Genomic DNA, 17,223 nt, shown 5'->3' with positions numbered 1-17,223 from the left:
GGATTCGAAGATTTCTAATACAGGGACTCTCAATGTGCTCATAAAACCTGCTCAATCGCTTCTAACTACTTGGTACGCAGAACAGGTAGTGAAAGGTAAAATCATAGCTTGTAAAGAGGTTATTTTAGCTTGTAAAAGACACTTAGATGATCTAAAAAGACAAAAAAATAATGATTTTCCTTACATTTTTATAGAAAAAACAGGTCAAAGACCGATATGTTTTATTGAAAGTTTCTGTAAACCATCAAAAGGTGATTTTAAGCAGTTAATACTTCAACCTTGGCAGCATTTTGTTTTAGGGTCCACATATGGGTGGATTCATAAAGATACAGGGGTAAGACGGTTTAAAGAATGTATTATTTTTGTAGGTAGAAAGAATGGAAAAACGACAATGATCTCAGGAACTGCAAACTATGGTTGTAGTAAAGACAATGAGAATGGTGCCGATGTTGTTTTGCTAGCCAACTCCATGAAACAAGCTAGATTATTGTTTGATGAATCTAAGAAAATGATTAGATCTTCACCTCAATTAAAGAAAAGGTTTAGGACATTAAGGGATGCTATTCACTTTGATAAGACCTTTTCAAAAATAGAACCACAAGCAACGGATAGTGATAAGTTGGATGGGTTAAATACTCACCTTGGTATTTTTGATGAAATCCATGAATATAAGGACTACAAATTAATCAATGTCATTAAAAACTCTAGAGGAAGTAGGAAACAACCTTTATTAATCTATATTACCACTGCAGGCTATCAATTAGATGGTCCGTTAGTAGATTATTATGAACAAGGTGTCGATGTATTGAATGGTCTTATCGAAGATGAACGAACCTTTTATTATCTTGCTAGTTTAGATGATGAAATTGAATTTGAAAAGCCTGAAATGTGGATCAAAGCTAATCCTAATCTTGGTATATCCATACAATTACAAGATATGATAGAGGATTGGGAAAAAGCAAAACGGATTCCTGCAGAAAAGAATGATTTTATAACAAAGCGTTTTAATATATTCGTTAAATCAGATGAACAGTCCTATTTAGATTATCAGGTCATTCAACGAAATAATAAAAGGATAGATATTGAAACTTTAATAGAGATGCCATGTGTTGGAGGTTTTGACCTTTCAGAATCAGAAGATTTCACAAGTGCCTGTCTTGAATTTCCTCTTGATTCAGGTAAGGTTTTTGCTTTATCTCATTCTTGGATACCTAGAAAAAAAGTATTAGCAAATAATGAGAAGATTGATTATTTAGGGTTATCTGAGCAGGGATTGTTAACGATTGTTGATGAAGAGTATATTAGGTTAGAGGTTGTATATGATTGGTTCATGGAACAGTCAAAAATTTATAGTATTGAAAAGATTATGTATGATCCAGCTAAAGCTTACAGGCTTGTTAAAGATCTTGAAAGTCATGGTTTTAAAACTGAAATAGTCAGACAAGGAGCGTTAACCCTAACTCCAGTTATGAGGGATCTTGAGACAATGTTTATTGATGGTAAAGTCATTTTTAATCAAAACAAACTCTTCAGATGGTACATTAACAATGTGAAGTTAAAAAAATATGATAATGGGGGATGGTTACCCAAAAAACATAGTCGCTACCGCAAAATAGACGGTTTTGCGGCTTTTTTAAATGCACATTCAGAAGTGATGAAAATGATGGCTTCACCGAAGGGTAAAGGTGATATTAAAGTGATTTCCATAAGTGATCTCATTGAAAAAAAATGAATATGATTCATGAGGTTTTGACTTTCATATTAGACAAAAGTGCCAGGTTTTGGAAGATCAAATTAGATCTATTAATTTGTATTTCTATAAAAAGAGTAAACTTATCATTAAAGGGGAGCATTGAATGAGAATTAATAAGATACTCCAACTGAGAAGAATTTAAACTGATATGGTAATATAAACTTAGTGTCTACTTATTAGAGGTGATCAGCATGTACGAAAAAGAGCTAAAAGAGTTAATCGAAAATAACAGTGTCTACAAATTAAAAGGAGCTTCAGAAATTACAATAAGAGAAATTGAAGAAAAATTGAATGTTAGTTTACCAGATAGTTATAAATGGATATTATCTGAATATGGTTCAGTTTGTTTTTATGGCATAGATATTGATGGTATAGGTTTAAACAATACTCTTATAAGTGTAGATAAAACAATAGGCTGGAAAGAATACAGTATTCCAGAGGGTTATGTAGTAGTATATGAACCTGGTGCTGATTGGATTTATTGTTTAGATACATTTAAAATGTACAATGGTGAATGTCCAGTTGTTGCCTGGTATCCAGGTAATAATTATAGTGATAGAGAAGCTGATAATTTATATGAGTTCATAATTGACAGGTTAGATTTACAAAAAGATTAGTTTTTAATAGTTTAAACTATTAGAGCAAGATACATAAAATTAAAACTTATTAAGAAGTCTTGGTTTACTAAGATTAAAGTAATTCATGAGACGCAATGGATAAAGCTAATGAGGTGAGAAAATGTTTGACCCTGTAACTGAATATGACTTTATAATTTATTCTGATGATAAGACTTCAATTATAACGATCACTCTAGAAGAATATTTACATCAGCGATTACCAAGTTTATCTTGTACAATTGAAGTTTTAGATAATAAATTTAAAGCTTGGAATATTAATGTTTGGTTTGCTCTAGAAGAATTGCTTTCTTTTATTAGTAAGTTGGAGAAGTTGGAGAAAACAAGACAAGGGAATATTTGTTTAAAAGCAATGACGCCTGAAGATTTTAGTATTACTTTTGAGAATTATAATAATAAAGGAGATTTTGCAATTCATTACTCACTTACAAACAATAGAAAATATTTTTCTGAAATAAAGATGAGTAATACATTAACTGGAGGATTTAAGATTGACTCTGAATTTCTCTTTAAAATATTGAGCGATTTTAAGCATTTAGCTTCTGTGGCAGAACTCGAAATGAATATTGATTTTACAACCTAGACAATTCTTATTTAACTGTTTGGATGTAAAAACAAAATGAGATCTACCACAATATGGTGCTTTCCTTGAATAAGGAAGCTCCCATTCTCTATTTAACGGGGATTTTTTGGAAAATCCTATAATCCACCTTTTCAAAGGGATGGGGGCAAAAACACTTATGATATGGCGCAATAGTAAAAAAATAGATAGAGAATTTTTTATAAGAACTAAGCATTCAATTTCAATTTCACTAGAATCCATTTGAAGGAATCTTTTTAATCTTTTTTCAAAATGGATTCTTTTTGTTTACCATGGCCTAAATATGAGATTTTAGATTCAAAGAAAGGTGGTGAAGATTTGAAATGGTTTAAAAAGATTAGAGGAGCAATCCGTGGTGCAGTTTCAGGATGGAAAGGAAAGGGTTTCGACTTTTCAAACTGGTTGGGACGTACTTTTTGGGGTCCAGAAAATGCTCAATTAGCAAACAATGAAACGATTTTTAGTGTTGTTTCAAGGTTATCTAATAGTATGGCATCACTTCCATTAAAGCTACACCAGAATTATGACACAGTATCTAACTCAGCATCCGATGTATTAATTCATTCCCCAAATTCATACATGAGCTCTTTTGAATTGATTCGGAATATAGAGACGATGAGAAATGAAACAGGAAATGCTTATGCAGTGATTGAACGAGATATACAAGGACAGGTTTCACGGATCACACCCTTCATTTCATCCTATGTAGAGCCTTTGTTTGATCAAGACAGCCGTGAATTATGGTACAAGGTCATGGGTAGTCACAAAACGTACTATTTTCACAATTTAGATATCTTACATTTAAAACATATCGTTGGATCTGGAAGTTTAAAAGGCATCAATCCAATTAAAGTTTTGACTAATACCAGTGAATATGACAAAGCCGTTCGTGAGTTTAGCTTAAATGAAATGCAAAGTGCTTCAAACTCTTTCATCTTAAAATATGATGCGAATGTGGATCACGATAAACGTCAAAAAGTGATTGAAGATTTTAAACGATTCTATCAAGATAATGGTGGTATTTTATTTCAAGAACCAGGTGTGGAAATCCATCAAATAGATAGAAAGTACATTCCTGCAGATACGTTTACATCTGAAAAGATTACACGTTCACGGGTGGCCAATGTTTTTAATGTTCCAGTGACCTTTTTAAATGATACCGAGGGTCAAAGTTATTCGAGTAGTGAACAGTTAATGCGTGTGTTTGTTCAACTCACATTAATGCCAATTGTTCGTCAGTATGAGCAAGAATTTGACCGCAAGTTACTTAATGAACACGAGAGAAGTAATGGTCATTACTTCAAGTTTAATGTGGGAGCTTTGTTAAGAGGAGATACAGCTGCAAGAGCAGCTCTATATCATAACGGACTACGTAATGGGTGGCTTAGTAGAGATGAAGTAAGAAGATGGGAAGACTTACCCCCACGTGGTGGTAAAGCAGATGAATTATGGGTTAGTGGAGATATGTATCCTTTGGAAATGGATCCATCACAGCGAAAGGGGGTGAAGGATAATGGAGAAGTTTTGGAAAGTAAAAGCGATTGATCATACTATGGGTGAAATTCAGATATACGGTGAGATCACATCGTATAAATGGGATGAATCAGACACGACAGCAAAAAGTTTTAAAGAGGATTTAGATCGTCTAGGTGACATAAAGTCCTTAAACATTTATATGAATTCTCCTGGTGGATCGGTATATGAAGGGAATGCCATCTATAACATCTTAAAAAGACATAAAGCAAAAATAAACATTCATATTGATGGAATCGCAGCGAGTATCGCAAGTGTCATCGCAATGGCAGGCGATACTATTTTTATGCCCGAAAACGCAATGATGATGATTCATACACCTTGGACGTTTGCTATGGGAAATGCATCTGATCTAAGAAAAGAAGCAGATGATTTAGATAAAGCTCAAGAGAGTATGATGATTTCTTATCTTGCAAAAACAGGTGAAAAATTAGACAGAGATAAGTTAATTCGTATGTTGGATGATGAAACGTGGTTATCAGCTAAAGAGTGTGTTGACTATGGGTTATGTGACGTGATAGAGGAAGAAAAGAGTATTGCTGCTAGTGTTCATTGTGATTTCTTTGCAAAATACAAAAACACACCTAAAAATCTACTAGAATTAGCAATTAAAACAACTGATTCGGACATTTCAGACGAAGAAAAACAGTTAAGACAACAGTTAAAAGAAGAAGCAGAAGCGAGTATTCAAAAATTAAATTTAATCCTTGGAGGGATGTAAACATGACATTATATGAATTGAAAGCAAGTATAGCCACAGTAGGAAGCGAGTTAAAAAAAATAGAGGGGGATATCTCAGCAAAGGCAGCGAATCCTACAGTACCCATTGAAGATATTCAAAGTTTAAAAAATCAAAAAAAGGACTTGAAAGAAAGATTTGATTTGTTAAAAGAGCAACATGATGAGTTAGAAGCAGAACAAAAAGCTAATTTACAAGCGAGAATGAAGAATAACTCATCTTTAAATCCAAGTTTAGAAAGTGAAGATCCAAAAGCCAGATTAACAGGCGCAAAAGCAGAATTCATTCGTGCTACTATGCGAAAACAAACGATATCAAAAGAGGTGTTCAATGCTTTAGGGGATAATGATTCATTAGGTGGAAATAAATTTTTGCCAAAAACAGTTTCTACAGATATTTTAGTAGAACCATCGGTAAAGAATCCTTTAAGAGAATTATCCACTGTGACTCAAATAACAAACTTAGAAATTCCAAAATTAGACTTTGCTTTAGATGATGATGATTTTATTAATGATACGGAGACAGCTAAAGAGTTGAAAGCTACTGGAGATGTTGTTACATTCGGACGACACAAATTTAAAGTGTTTGCAAGTGTTTCTGAAACTGTAATTAATGGATCTGATACTAATTTAGTCTCGTATGTAGAAAATGCTTTACAATCCGGAGTTGCTGCCAAAGAAAAGAAAGTTGCATTCTCAACTTCTCCAAAAGTAGGTGAAGAACATATGTCTTTCTATGCTACTAGTATTAAAGAAGTAAGTGGGCTCACCCTTTATAAAGCTATAAAGAATGCAATTGCTGACCTTCATGAAGACTATCGTGAAAATGCTAAAATTACAATGCGTTATCAAGATTATTCAGATATTATCGAAGATCTTGCAAATGGTAATGCAACTCTTTACACTGCCCAACCAGAGCAAGTGTTAGGTAAACCAGTTGAATTCTGTGATTCGGCAGCAGATCCAGTTATTGGAGCATTTATGTATTCTCATTTCAATTATGACTTAGATGCGTTATACGATCGTGACAAAGATGTTAAAACAGGGATGGAACAATTTGTAGTCACTGCATGGATGGACCATCAAATCAAACTTAAATCGGCGTTCCGTATTGCAAAAGTTGTTCCAGAAGCATAATAGGACCATAAATGATGCTTGAGCAATTAAAAGAATACCTAAGAATAGATGGGAGTGAGGATGATGTAATCCTCACTCTATTACTTGATGCAGCCATTGAGTTTTTAGTTAAAGCAGGCGTTCCAGAAACAGAGAGCAACTTATACAAATTAGCAGTGATGTTGTATGTAACACTTCATTATGAAAATCGTGATCCTAGTCAAAGTATCGAAAAATTGAATTTTGCATTTCAAAGTATCATCTTACAATTGAAAGAATGGGGTGAAGATGAGTGAAAAAATACGTTGTCATTAGAGATTTTATTGATAAAAACACAAAAAAACACTATAAAAAAGGTGATTTTTACGAATCAAATCAAGAAAGAGCCACGGAATTACACCAAGGTGGGTTTATTAGCGAAGAAGAAGTGAAAGATATTTCAAAAAATGTTTTAGATCAAAATGCAAATGAGGTAATAAAGTCAATTACAGAAGAATTCTCAGAGAAGAATAAATTAAAGGAACTATTTGAACATGAATCATCTGGTAAGAATAGAACGACAGTATTAAAACATATTGAATCACTTCTAGTAGAATCTTTGTCATGAATCCAGGTAACTTTGATAAGAGAATTACCATTCAAAAATTTGATGAAAATGCAACAAATGAGAACGGATTTCCTTTACCAGATAATGATCCTAGGAAGTGGATAGACGTTAAAATGGTTTGGGCGATGATTAAAACGATGAAAGGGAAAGAATTTTTTCAAGCTGCTAGTATCCAAGCTGAAAATACGATTCGTTTTGTGATTCGTTATACAAAAGAAGAGATTAATACAAAAATGAGAGTCAAACATAAAGAGCACTATTATGACATTGAATCTGTTACAAATGACGACATGAAAAATAAAACTCTGACAATCATTGCAAAGGAAGTGATGTGATGGGATTTGAATTGACAGGAATGAAAGATGTACTAAAAAACTTAGAGAAAATGGGGAATCAAAGTCAAGAAGTTGCAGATGAAGCTTTAAAAGCAGGAGCAGAGGTTCTAAGAGCAAAAATGGAAGAATTAGCACCACGATCTACTTTAAATAAAGAACATTTAGCAAATCATATCATTATCTCAGCAATCAAAGATGGAAAGTTAGATGTAGGTCCTAAACAGGGCTTTTTTTATGCTCATTTTTTGGAGTTTGGAACATCAAAAATAAGCCCTCAACCTTTTGCACAACCTGCATTTGAATCTTGCAAAGATGAGATCCAACGAGTTATGGCCAATGTGATTAAAAGCAGGTTGAAGTTATGAGTATTAATTCAATTGTTATTAATGCTCTTAAGGACATTAGTATACCTGTAGCTTTTCAAAACTACACAGGCAGTGAAAAGATATACATTACATTTTTTGAATACAACCAAACATCGGCCTTAAATACGGACGATGAAGAGCAGAGAACCGCACATTACATTCAAGTGGATGTATGGAGTAATACGGATTATACAAACATAGTGGATCAAGTGAAAGAACGAATGAAATTAGAAGATTTTTCACGAACAAGTGAAGCAGATTTTTATGAAAAGGATACAAGTATTTTTCACAAAGCCATTCGATTTAAGGGGGAATTTTAGTGAGTATTATTATTGGATTAAAGAATATTCATGTGGCTGAATTGCTAACAGATAATGAAACAGAGGCAATATATGATACACCAAAACGACTTGCGTTAGCGATTGAAGCGAAAATAAAACCGAATGTGAACACAGCCACTTTATATGCAGATGATGGCCCTGCAGCTACAGAAAGTAGTTTAGGGGATATTGAAGTAGAATTAAATATTGATTCTTTATCAACTGAAATGCAGGAATTTCTTTTAGGTCATGAAGTCAATGCTGAGGGAGTTTTGATTAAAAAGTCTGATGATCAAGCTCCTTATGTTGCTTTGGGATTTAATTCACCTACAAGTGACGGACAAAATCAATTTGTGTGGTTGTATAAAGGGAAGTTTGAATTACCAGAAGCAAACTATAAAACAAAGGGAGAAAACATCGAATATCAAACACCAACCATTACAGGTAAGTTCATTAAACGTGAATTTGATAATGCATGGAAAGCAACAGTGATGAGTGGGGATGCAGGCGTTTTAGAAACAGTGATTAATAATTGGTTTACTAGTGTATATAAGGAAGCAGCATAAGAGGCTATAATTTCTAGTCTTTAATATAAGGAGGGTTAAAAATGGGAAATAACGTGATTCAAAAAGGGATAAAGATTGAATTAAGTGGAAAAGACAGACGGTTAATATTTGATTTAAACAGTTTTGTTGAATTAGAAGAAGATTATGGTGATATACAAGAAGCATTCAATCAGTTACAAAAAATGAATTTTAAGGCGATTCGGAAATTGCTTCACGCTGCATTATTACATGAGAATTTAACAGAAACGGAAGTTGGAAACCTGATCGACATGTCCAACATGTCAACTGTGATGTCTAAAATAACTGAAGCTTTTAAAACTTCATTACCAGATGTACATGAGGATGAAGTAAAAAACAAGCAAGCCAGTCCCAAAAACAACTAGATTGGGACTGGCTCTATTATTGTGGTACCGTTCTATTGAATATGGATGAAAAAACGTTTTGGCACTGTACGTTACGTAAGATTCATGCACTGATAGAAGTTCATGTTAACCATAACCGAAAAGATCAGCAAGAACAAAAAGGATTTATTGACCAGGTGTTATAAAGGAGTGAGTGAATGGAAGAAGTAGGATCACTGAAGGTTAATCTTGGATTGGATAGTGCTGACTTTACGAAAAACATAACGGACATAAACAGAAAATTAAAAGTAGTAGAAAGTGAATTTAAGGTAGCAAGTACGAGTGTAGATGGGTTTGGTTCAAGTGTTGATGATTTAAAAAGTCAATCAGAACATCTTTCGACCAAGCTTCAATTGCAAGCAAAAAAAGTTGAGGCCCTTCGAGATAAGTATGAAGAAAGTGTAAAGGTGAAGGGTGAGGAAGCGAAAGAAACAGAAAATCTCTTAATTCGTTATAACAAAACGAAGGCCTTTATGAATAGCATGCAAAAAGAGTTAGATAAAGTGAATGGAAAGATTGATGACCTAACTAATTCTTGGAGTAATCTAAGTAAAAAATTGGCTCAAGTATCTGATTCTATGAAAGCAGCAGGTGATAAATTAAAAGATGTTGGTGAAACACTTGCTAAATATGTCACACTGCCATTAACAGCATTAAGTGTAGGATCCTTGAAGGTGGCCGATGATTTTGATGCCGCACAAGATAAAATCCAAGCCCAACTTGGACTCACAGCAAAAGAAGCTGAAAAACATGGGGAAATTGTTGAAGGTGTTTGGAAAGATGCATACGGTGATAATCTTGATGAAGTAAGTAAAAATGTAGCTTTAGTTGCTAGAACATTCGATGATTTACCCACAGATAAAATAGAAAATATAACCGAACAAGGGTATATCATGCAAGATGCATTTGGTGTGGATATAGCTGACTCTGTACGATCAGCAAAAGTTTTGATGGACAAATTTGCATATTCTTCTGAATTAGCTTTTGACTACATCTTTAAAGGCTATCAAAAGAACTTGGACTATTCTGGTGAATTTTTAGATTCAATTAATGAATATTCTACCTATTTTGATGAGTTAGGATTTAAAGGTGAAGAAATGTTTGATATTTTCTATTCTGGCGCTGAGAGTGGAGTATTTCAACTGGATAAAGTAGGGGATGGAATTAAGGAGTTTGCACAAAGAGCCAAAGATTCAGGAGATTCAACGAAAAATGCTTTTGAAGGTCTAAACCTAAATGCAGAGGAAATGATGGATTCGTTTAATGAAGGTGGGGTAGTAGCACAAAAAGCATTTAAACAAGTCGTTACTGCTTTACAATCTGTTGAAGATAAAACCAAGAAAAACCAAATTACAACAGATTTATTTGGAACACAATATGAGGATTTGGGTAAAGAAGCATTTAACGCTATGTTGAAGGTTGAACATAAATTTGGTGATGTGGAAGGCGCTACAAAAAAAGCAGGGGAAACATTGCATGCTAATTTTGGTACGGACCTCAAAACATTTTGGAGAGAGTTCCAAAAATCTTTAGTACCTGTTGGTGAGGTATTGATTCAGATGGCTAGAGATTGGATTCCTCCTATTACTAGTGCTATATCAAGTCTAGCTAACTGGTTTAAAGCATTATCTCCTGCTATACAAAAAGTAGTGATCGTTTTGGGTGGTTTTGCAGCTGCAATAGGTCCTGTACTTGTTGTTATTGGAACGTTAGTAAGTTCAATTGGATCTATTTTAGGAGCAATCACCCCAGTTGTGACCACTATTGGAGGTGCAGGAGGATTATCGGCTGTATTAGCAGCAATCACAGGACCCATCGGTATTGCAGTAGCAGCTATAGGAGGATTGATTGGAATCCTTACACTGCTTTATAAAAAGAATGAGCGCTTTAGAAATGGTGTTAAAAAAAGTTGGGAAGATATTAAAGGAGTATTCAATATAACATTAGGGTTTATTAGTGATATTGTTCAAAAATTTATGGGGGCAATTACTGAGTTTTTTAATAGACAACTAGAAAAGATCAAAGGATTTTGGAATGAAAATGTTGAGGGCATTATGGATATAGTGGAGTTTCATTTTGGATATATTTCTGGAATGATAGAAGTTTCTATGTCTTACATTCAGCTCATCTTCACAACGGTCTGGCCCATCATTGAGGGTATTGTGAAGATGGCATGGGAAAGTATTAAATTCATCATTACTAATGTACTAGATGTGATCCTGGGTATCATTAAAACGTTTATACAGTTATTTCAAGGCGATTGGGAAGGGGCATGGAACACTGTAAAAGAGACAGTTATGAACATTTGGGAAAATATCAAAAACTACTTTTCTAGTTTAGGATCCATTCTATTTAATATAGGAGAAGATATTATGCAAGGGTTAGTAGATGGTATAGGCAATATGAGAGATAAAGTAATGAATAAAGCAAAGAGCATAGCAAATGCAGTTAAAAATACCATTAAAGATGCTTTGAATATTAACAGTCCATCAAAAGTCATGATGGACCTTGGTCAGTGGATTCCCATTGGTTTAGCCGAAGGGATGGAGCGCAATATGAACGCAGTGATTGGAGCCACAAACAACATGGCACAGGCTACCATTCCAAGAGGTCCTAATTTTGGTCAAAATGAGCAAATATCTAATGCAACGAATAAAAATTACAGCACGAATGTAACGAATCATTTTCATATGCCAGTCGATTCTCCTTCACAAATTGCAAGGAAACAACAACAGTCTCTTAGACAACTTGCGTTAGAATGGGGAATGAGGTAATGAGAAAATTAACATTTACAAACAGTCGAGGGGATCATATTTCAATTGGTCATTCGAGTCCATTTCATATGTCTAATATTGAGGGACTTGGAGCTGTGGAAACGGATACTCAGATGCAAAAAGCACCATTTCAAGACGGTATGACCTATACAGATAGTTCCCTTAGTTATCGTGAAATTTTTGTTGAAGGTGCAATTAAAGAAATGAATAAAAAAAGAATCATGGATAAAAGACGACTCCTTCATCAAGTTCTAAATACAAAACTTAAAGAAGGGGTTATTTTATATGAACAAGATGGAGTTGCAAAAGAAATTCATGCAGTTGTTGAAGGGGGAGTTATATTTCCAGATAAAAAGCAAGATGCATACCAAAGGTTTTTTATAACGTTCAATTGTGCATCACCTTACTGGATGGATTTAGAAACAAAAAGTGAACCTCTTGAAGCGTGGGTAGGAAAATATTCGTTTCCTTTTCAATTCCCCGTAGAGATGGGTATACAAGGAGATACAACAAACATAATGAATGATGGTGATGTGAAATGTCCGATAGAGATAGAAATCAAAGGGTATACGAAAAACCCTTTTGTTCAAAACAAAACGACAGGCGAGTTTATAAAAGTCAATCGTGAGGTTGCTTTAGGTGAAACCCTTGTCATATCAACGACTTTTGGAAACAAACGTGTAGAAATTGTACGTAGTGATGGGAAAAAAGAAAATGCTTTTCATTGGATTGATTTAAACAGTAAGTTCTTTCATTTCATTACAGGTGAAAATCAAATCTCTTATTCAAGTGATGAAGGGCGAAGTGTGGTTATGGTATCTTGGCGGAATTTATATGTGGGGGTGTGAAAATGGCAGAAAAGTATAGCTTTTTCAATAGTACAGACGAAGATATTAGATCGTATGAATCTCAAGACTTTGCTAATTATTTCAGTAATTTTTTGAGTAGTGGTGTATATCATCAAAATGATATTCCCACGCTCGAAGTGAAAGCAGATGGAGAAGATATGAGGGTGTTTATTGAAGCAGGAAACGCCTTTATAAAAGGATTTTCGTATGAAAATGATGATGATTTATCTTTGAGCATTGATTTAACGGAACCAGATATGGATAGAATAGACCGAGTTGTCGTTCGGTTAGATAAATCCATTGATAATCGATATGTTAGGACATTTGTTATAAAAGGTACAGCAAGCTCAAATCCTGAACCGCCAGAGCTAACTAGGGATGATTGGATACATGAGATTTCACTTGCACAAGTACGCATTACCGCTGGAAAGTCTTTTATAGAACAATCTCAGATTACTGATGAGAGATTTAATAAAGATGTGTGCGGTCTTGTTTCTTCTCTAATTTCAGTGCCGACAAGTGAAATGCAAAGAGAATGGAATGAGTTTTTAGATAGAGTAAAAGATCAAGGATTTGTTACACAGGATCAATATGAAGATTTAAAGTTACTTGTCAGTGATGGGAAATTACAAGTCCAAAACGCCATCATTGGCAAAGATGGAATAGTTTTGGACGAAGACAATGACGGTATACCTAGCTTTGCAGAGTTAGTGAATGGTGTGAATAGCATTCAATTAGCAAAGGGAAACGCAGGAACAGAACACGTATTAAAAGGGAAAACATTTTCTAGTGAAGCTGTAGGCGTAGAAAAAGTAGGGACAATGGAGGATAGAGGGCGACAGATTATCATTCCTTCCACAGCAAACATACTCATTCCAAAAGGTTTTCACGATGGGACTGGATATGTAACTGGGGATGAAAATTTACAATCTGGAAAGATACTCAAAGGAACCTCGGTTTTTGGTATTTCTGGGACAGCAAGAGAAGCCATACCCAATACTTGGACACTGAACAAACGTTGGGAGTCACCCGAAGCTTATAACGATGGTGACGGTTTTAGTGATGTACTTTACGAATTTGAAGGGAGTCCATCCATGATTAGTTTTCAATCTGATTTTGGAGGGAGTGAACCTTGGATTTCAAAAGATTGTCTTACTTATACTGGTTTCCACTCATCTACAAGTACAATTACAAGTGATAGTGCTTATTCTAGGTTAAAGCTGATAAATAATTTAGGTTCAGAAATTACTTTAATGACAAACAGTGAACAATCAACAAGTACATCTGATTTTGAAAGATTAATGTCCTTTACATTATGTAAAATTGATGACTCAACAATGTATTATCGTGCTTTATACAAAAAACAAGATTCAGACAGTGATGCAATTTATGATTTAACGGGTGCGGAAACATGGAATTTTGATTGTACATCTTTCCAACTAGTAGCAGAAGTGACTAGCTTAAGAGAGGATTTCGGGGGCATTGTCGATGTAGATGGTTGGTTATATTGGGCTTAAGGGGGTGTGAAGTGAAACCTATTCGAGTTTTAACACCACAATTAGAAATTTTAGCTGAAATTGATGATTATGAAAGCTTGATTTTTTCAAGAGAATGGCATGGAGTGGGAGAGTTTGAACTTCATATCAATAAACATAAAAATCATACCGACAAGTTATTAAAAGGGAATCTTATTTTACTAGGTTCTGACCTTCACAAAGTAGGCATCATTAAACATCGAGAGATAGGACTAAATGAAAGTGGAAAACAGTCTGAGACTTGGAGTATAAAAGGGTTTGAATTAAAGGGTGTTGTCGGTCAAAGAATAACGGTTCCACCTTCTCACACAGCCTACGATTATAAGCAAGGGGATACTGAAACAGTCATAAAGCATTATGTGGATAAAAACATTGTAAATCCCGATGATATGAACAGAAAAATATCCATGCTCGATTTAGCAACAAATCAAAATAGAGGACAAAGTATAGTATGGCAGTCACGATACAAAGGTTTAGCCGATGAAGTGAATGTTATTTCTATGGCTTCAGAAATCGGGTGGGGTGTTCATCTCAACTTTGAACAGATGAAATGGATATTTGATACCTATGAAGGTAGGGATTTAACCGTTAATCAATCTCAAAACCCACCCGTTATATTTAGTCCAGAGTTTGATAGCTTGAAATCCATCCAATTCACAGAGAGTGATTTTAATTATAGAAACACTACTTATGTCGCAGGACAAGGGACGGGGGTTAACAGGCGAATTGTGGAGGTTGGAGAGTTACAAGATTTAGAAAGAATTGAAACCTTTATCGATGCTAGAGATGTAGCTGAAACAGATGAAAATGAACAGTCTATTCCTGAGCAAGACATTATTAGTTCTCTTAATGAAAGGGGACTACAAAAACTACAAGAATTTTCACAAGAGCAATTTTTAGAAGGGCAGATATTAATTCATAGTCCGTTTAAATACAAGATTGATTATGATTTAGGAGATATGGTGACCGTTCAAAATAAAGATTGGGGGGTGACAATGGATGCTAGGATCACAGAAATAACAGAAATATATGAACCTACAGGCATCCATCTAGAAGCTACATTCGGAAATGCTCAACCAACCTTAATTAGTAAACTGAAACAAGAGTTAGGGCAAATAGAAGGAGAAATCAAACGATAGTTAGGCGGTGAGAAATTTGGAGACATCAAATAAACAAACCATAGAAATAGATTTAAAACAAAATAACATTGTTCCCATACCATCCTTTGTACAGCAAGATACAAATGTACTTGAGTTTGTCATTTTGGAAGAAGGCGATCCGGTAGACTTTAGCAATATAGGGAAGATTGTTGTCAATTTTAAAACACCTGATGAAACAGTGATTTCAAGGATTTTAATTCCTCAGCATCACATGATTACTTATGAATTAGGGCTTGCTGAACAAGAAACAGCAGGGACTTGTGAATTAGAGTTACAATTTTTCTCAGAAGATAACTTCACGAGAACTTCAACAAAGAGGTTTAAAATTTATTTATCAGAGACACTTAGTGAACTTGCAATCATGGAAAATGAACTAACCACTTTACAGGAGCTTTTCATAGAGGTGCAGGAAGTCAATGCAGCGATGGAAGGTTACGAATCTGAACGTCAAACGAATGAAACAACCAGGCAATTAAATGAGACTTTACGTCAAGTGAATACCTCAGAAGCGATTGAAAGACTAGATACTGCAACCGAAGAAATTAAGACTACTTGGCTAGTTGCAGTTGAAACTTTTGACGATATTGCTACAACCTATCCTTATCCTAACCATGGGGATACTGTACAGACCACTATTGATGGTAAGGTTTATCGGTATGAAGTGGATCAATGGAAGTTTACGCAGATGCATAATGATCTTCCTATTGCTGATTTACAGGCGAAGTTAGTTGATGTAGACAGACAAACGGAAATGTTAACACATGGTTTGAATGTTGTTAATAGTGAAGTGAATACACCGATGAACCCAACGATAAAAGGCAGGACGTTGGTTAATTTATTGGGATCATCTCAGGGAGATTTTCAAAAGGACAGTGATGGGAACGGTGTTCCTGATGGTTTACACTTTTTTAACATTCAAGATGGCGGAATTATAAATACCTCTGAGGAAAGTGTTGATGGTGGGAAATCATTACGAATTGATGCTAATCTAGGCGATTTGTACACTACTAGAGGAGCAGATTTTAAATTTTATGATACATTAGATGGAAAGTATGTATTAGCTATCACGAAAACAAAATGCATAGGTGAAAATTCGAAAGGCAGATTTTATTTATATGATGGCGAAAATACCCTTGGTATTGATAGTTATATCACCGAAAGTCAAGAATGGGAAACGGCTTATGTTACAGCATTAATACCAGAAATCGATAATTTGAGACTGATTCATTATAACTACTCTGACGTAGGGGCTGTAAACTCAGTCTATTTTGATAAAACAAGAGTCTATGAAATCACAGTCGAAGAATACGCAAAAATAGACGTAGATCCCGAATATACAGGGGATAAACTAGCAGAGAAGTTCCCATATGTAGATGGTGTAAAACATGTGACGAATCCAGTGATTACAAAGACAGGAAAGAACTTGTTACCACCGTTTACGGAGTGGAACTTACATGAGGACGCTGCTGTGATTACACCCAATGAATTGGAGTTAAATGCAAATGGAAATTGGAAATCAAGTTATGTTGATGTTCCTGTTATGCCGAATCAGGAGTACACTTTTTCTTACACAGTCGAACAAATTGACGACATAGCTTACGTGTATTTTACTCCTTATAAAACAGACGGTACGATAATAACACCAAATACAACAATATTAACCGGTGAAGATACAGTTGCAACATTCACTATCCCAGCAGATGTAAATTTAATTCGCTTTTGGTTAGGTAATTCAAACAATCCGTCAAAAATCATATTTAAAAATCCAATGCTCACTATAGGGGAATTACCTCAACCATTCGAGGAACAAAACAACGACTACCTATATATAGAAACAAAACTAGCATCAAACTTGGATGGAACGGTATCAGACGAGTTTTACTATCGTGATGGTAATCCATATGTGTTGAAAAAGTGGGAAAAGGACCTTGTGTTG

The 17,223-nt window shown here is 34.7% G+C and carries 17 protein-coding genes and 1 pseudogene; all 18 read left to right on the top strand.

All coding sequences use genetic code 11. The features are described 5' to 3' along the window. The first annotated feature begins 10 nt into the window (after positions 1-10). Positions 11-1,732 carry a terminase large subunit gene (locus tag ERL59_RS17615; protein WP_160647560.1) on the top strand — a complete coding sequence of 574 codons (1,722 nt, stop codon included), beginning with the start codon at positions 11-13 and terminating at the stop codon, positions 1,730-1,732. 212 nt (positions 1,733-1,944) lie between these two features. Next, positions 1,945-2,370 carry an SMI1/KNR4 family protein gene (locus ERL59_RS17610; RefSeq protein WP_160647558.1) on the top strand — a complete coding sequence of 142 codons (426 nt, stop codon included), beginning with the start codon at positions 1,945-1,947 and terminating at the stop codon, positions 2,368-2,370. A 121-nt stretch (positions 2,371-2,491) separates the two neighbouring features. Then, positions 2,492-2,971, top strand: coding sequence for a WapI family immunity protein (locus tag ERL59_RS17605; RefSeq protein WP_160647557.1), 480 nt, complete (start codon positions 2,492-2,494; stop codon positions 2,969-2,971). Positions 2,972-3,307: 336 nt separating this feature from the next. Beyond that, positions 3,308-4,534, top strand: coding sequence for a phage portal protein (locus ERL59_RS17600; RefSeq protein ID WP_201763620.1), 1,227 nt, complete (start codon positions 3,308-3,310; stop codon positions 4,532-4,534). Beyond that, a complete protein-coding gene (locus ERL59_RS17595) occupies positions 4,503-5,243 on the top strand; it encodes a head maturation protease, ClpP-related (protein ID WP_160647555.1) in 741 nt (246 codons plus the stop codon). The genes ERL59_RS17600 and ERL59_RS17595 overlap by 32 nt, the downstream gene beginning before the upstream one ends. A gap of 2 nt (positions 5,244-5,245) precedes the next feature. Further along, positions 5,246-6,397, top strand: a complete 1,152-nt coding sequence (locus tag ERL59_RS17590) for a phage major capsid protein (protein ID WP_160647554.1) — start codon at positions 5,246-5,248, stop codon at positions 6,395-6,397. A gap of 14 nt (positions 6,398-6,411) precedes the next feature. Further along, positions 6,412-6,672 (top strand): head-tail connector protein, encoded by a 261-nt coding sequence (locus tag ERL59_RS17585; RefSeq protein ID WP_328699976.1) that lies wholly within the window; start codon positions 6,412-6,414, stop codon positions 6,670-6,672. Further along, the gene (locus tag ERL59_RS17580; RefSeq protein WP_160647552.1) at positions 6,669-6,983 is read left to right on the top strand and encodes a hypothetical protein; all 315 of its coding nucleotides are present in this window, start codon (positions 6,669-6,671) and stop codon (positions 6,981-6,983) included. Before ERL59_RS17585 ends, ERL59_RS17580 begins: the two co-directional genes overlap by 4 nt. Next, positions 6,980-7,318 carry a phage head closure protein gene (locus ERL59_RS17575; RefSeq protein WP_160647551.1) on the top strand — a complete coding sequence of 113 codons (339 nt, stop codon included), beginning with the start codon at positions 6,980-6,982 and terminating at the stop codon, positions 7,316-7,318. Before ERL59_RS17580 ends, ERL59_RS17575 begins: the two co-directional genes overlap by 4 nt. After that, complete coding sequence (locus ERL59_RS17570; RefSeq protein WP_160647550.1) at positions 7,318-7,683, top strand: HK97-gp10 family putative phage morphogenesis protein; 366 nt, start codon at positions 7,318-7,320, stop codon at positions 7,681-7,683. The genes ERL59_RS17575 and ERL59_RS17570 overlap by 1 nt, the downstream gene beginning before the upstream one ends. Beyond that, positions 7,680-8,003, top strand: coding sequence for a hypothetical protein (locus ERL59_RS17565; protein ID WP_160647549.1), 324 nt, complete (start codon positions 7,680-7,682; stop codon positions 8,001-8,003). Before ERL59_RS17570 ends, ERL59_RS17565 begins: the two co-directional genes overlap by 4 nt. Beyond that, positions 8,003-8,569, top strand: a complete 567-nt coding sequence (locus tag ERL59_RS17560) for a major tail protein (protein ID WP_328699975.1) — start codon at positions 8,003-8,005, stop codon at positions 8,567-8,569. Before ERL59_RS17565 ends, ERL59_RS17560 begins: the two co-directional genes overlap by 1 nt. Positions 8,570-8,610: 41 nt before the next feature. Next, a complete protein-coding gene (locus ERL59_RS17555; RefSeq protein WP_160647548.1) occupies positions 8,611-8,952 on the top strand; it encodes a hypothetical protein in 342 nt (113 codons plus the stop codon). Between the two features lie 176 nt (positions 8,953-9,128). Then, on the top strand, positions 9,129-11,744 hold the full coding sequence (locus tag ERL59_RS17550; RefSeq protein WP_160647547.1) for a phage tail tape measure protein: 2,616 nt from the start codon (positions 9,129-9,131) through the stop codon (positions 11,742-11,744). After that, positions 11,744-12,592: a phage tail family protein gene (locus ERL59_RS17545; protein WP_160647546.1), complete on the top strand. Its 849-nt coding sequence runs from the start codon at positions 11,744-11,746 to the stop codon at positions 12,590-12,592. The genes ERL59_RS17550 and ERL59_RS17545 overlap by 1 nt, the downstream gene beginning before the upstream one ends. A 2-nt stretch (positions 12,593-12,594) precedes the next feature. Further along, positions 12,595-14,109 carry a hypothetical protein gene (locus ERL59_RS17540; RefSeq protein ID WP_160647545.1) on the top strand — a complete coding sequence of 505 codons (1,515 nt, stop codon included), beginning with the start codon at positions 12,595-12,597 and terminating at the stop codon, positions 14,107-14,109. A gap of 11 nt (positions 14,110-14,120) precedes the next feature. Next, complete coding sequence (locus ERL59_RS17535; RefSeq protein WP_160647544.1) at positions 14,121-15,266, top strand: siphovirus ReqiPepy6 Gp37-like family protein; 1,146 nt, start codon at positions 14,121-14,123, stop codon at positions 15,264-15,266. Between the two features lie 16 nt (positions 15,267-15,282). After that, positions 15,283-17,223: pseudogene (locus tag ERL59_RS17530) on the top strand (hypothetical protein); the annotation flags it as partial.

It is taken from the genome of Chengkuizengella marina, assembly GCF_009910845.1.
In the GTDB taxonomy this organism is placed as follows: Bacteria; Bacillota; Bacilli; order Paenibacillales; family KCTC-33759; genus Chengkuizengella; species Chengkuizengella marina.
This window is presented reverse-complemented; position numbering and strand designations above follow the sequence as displayed.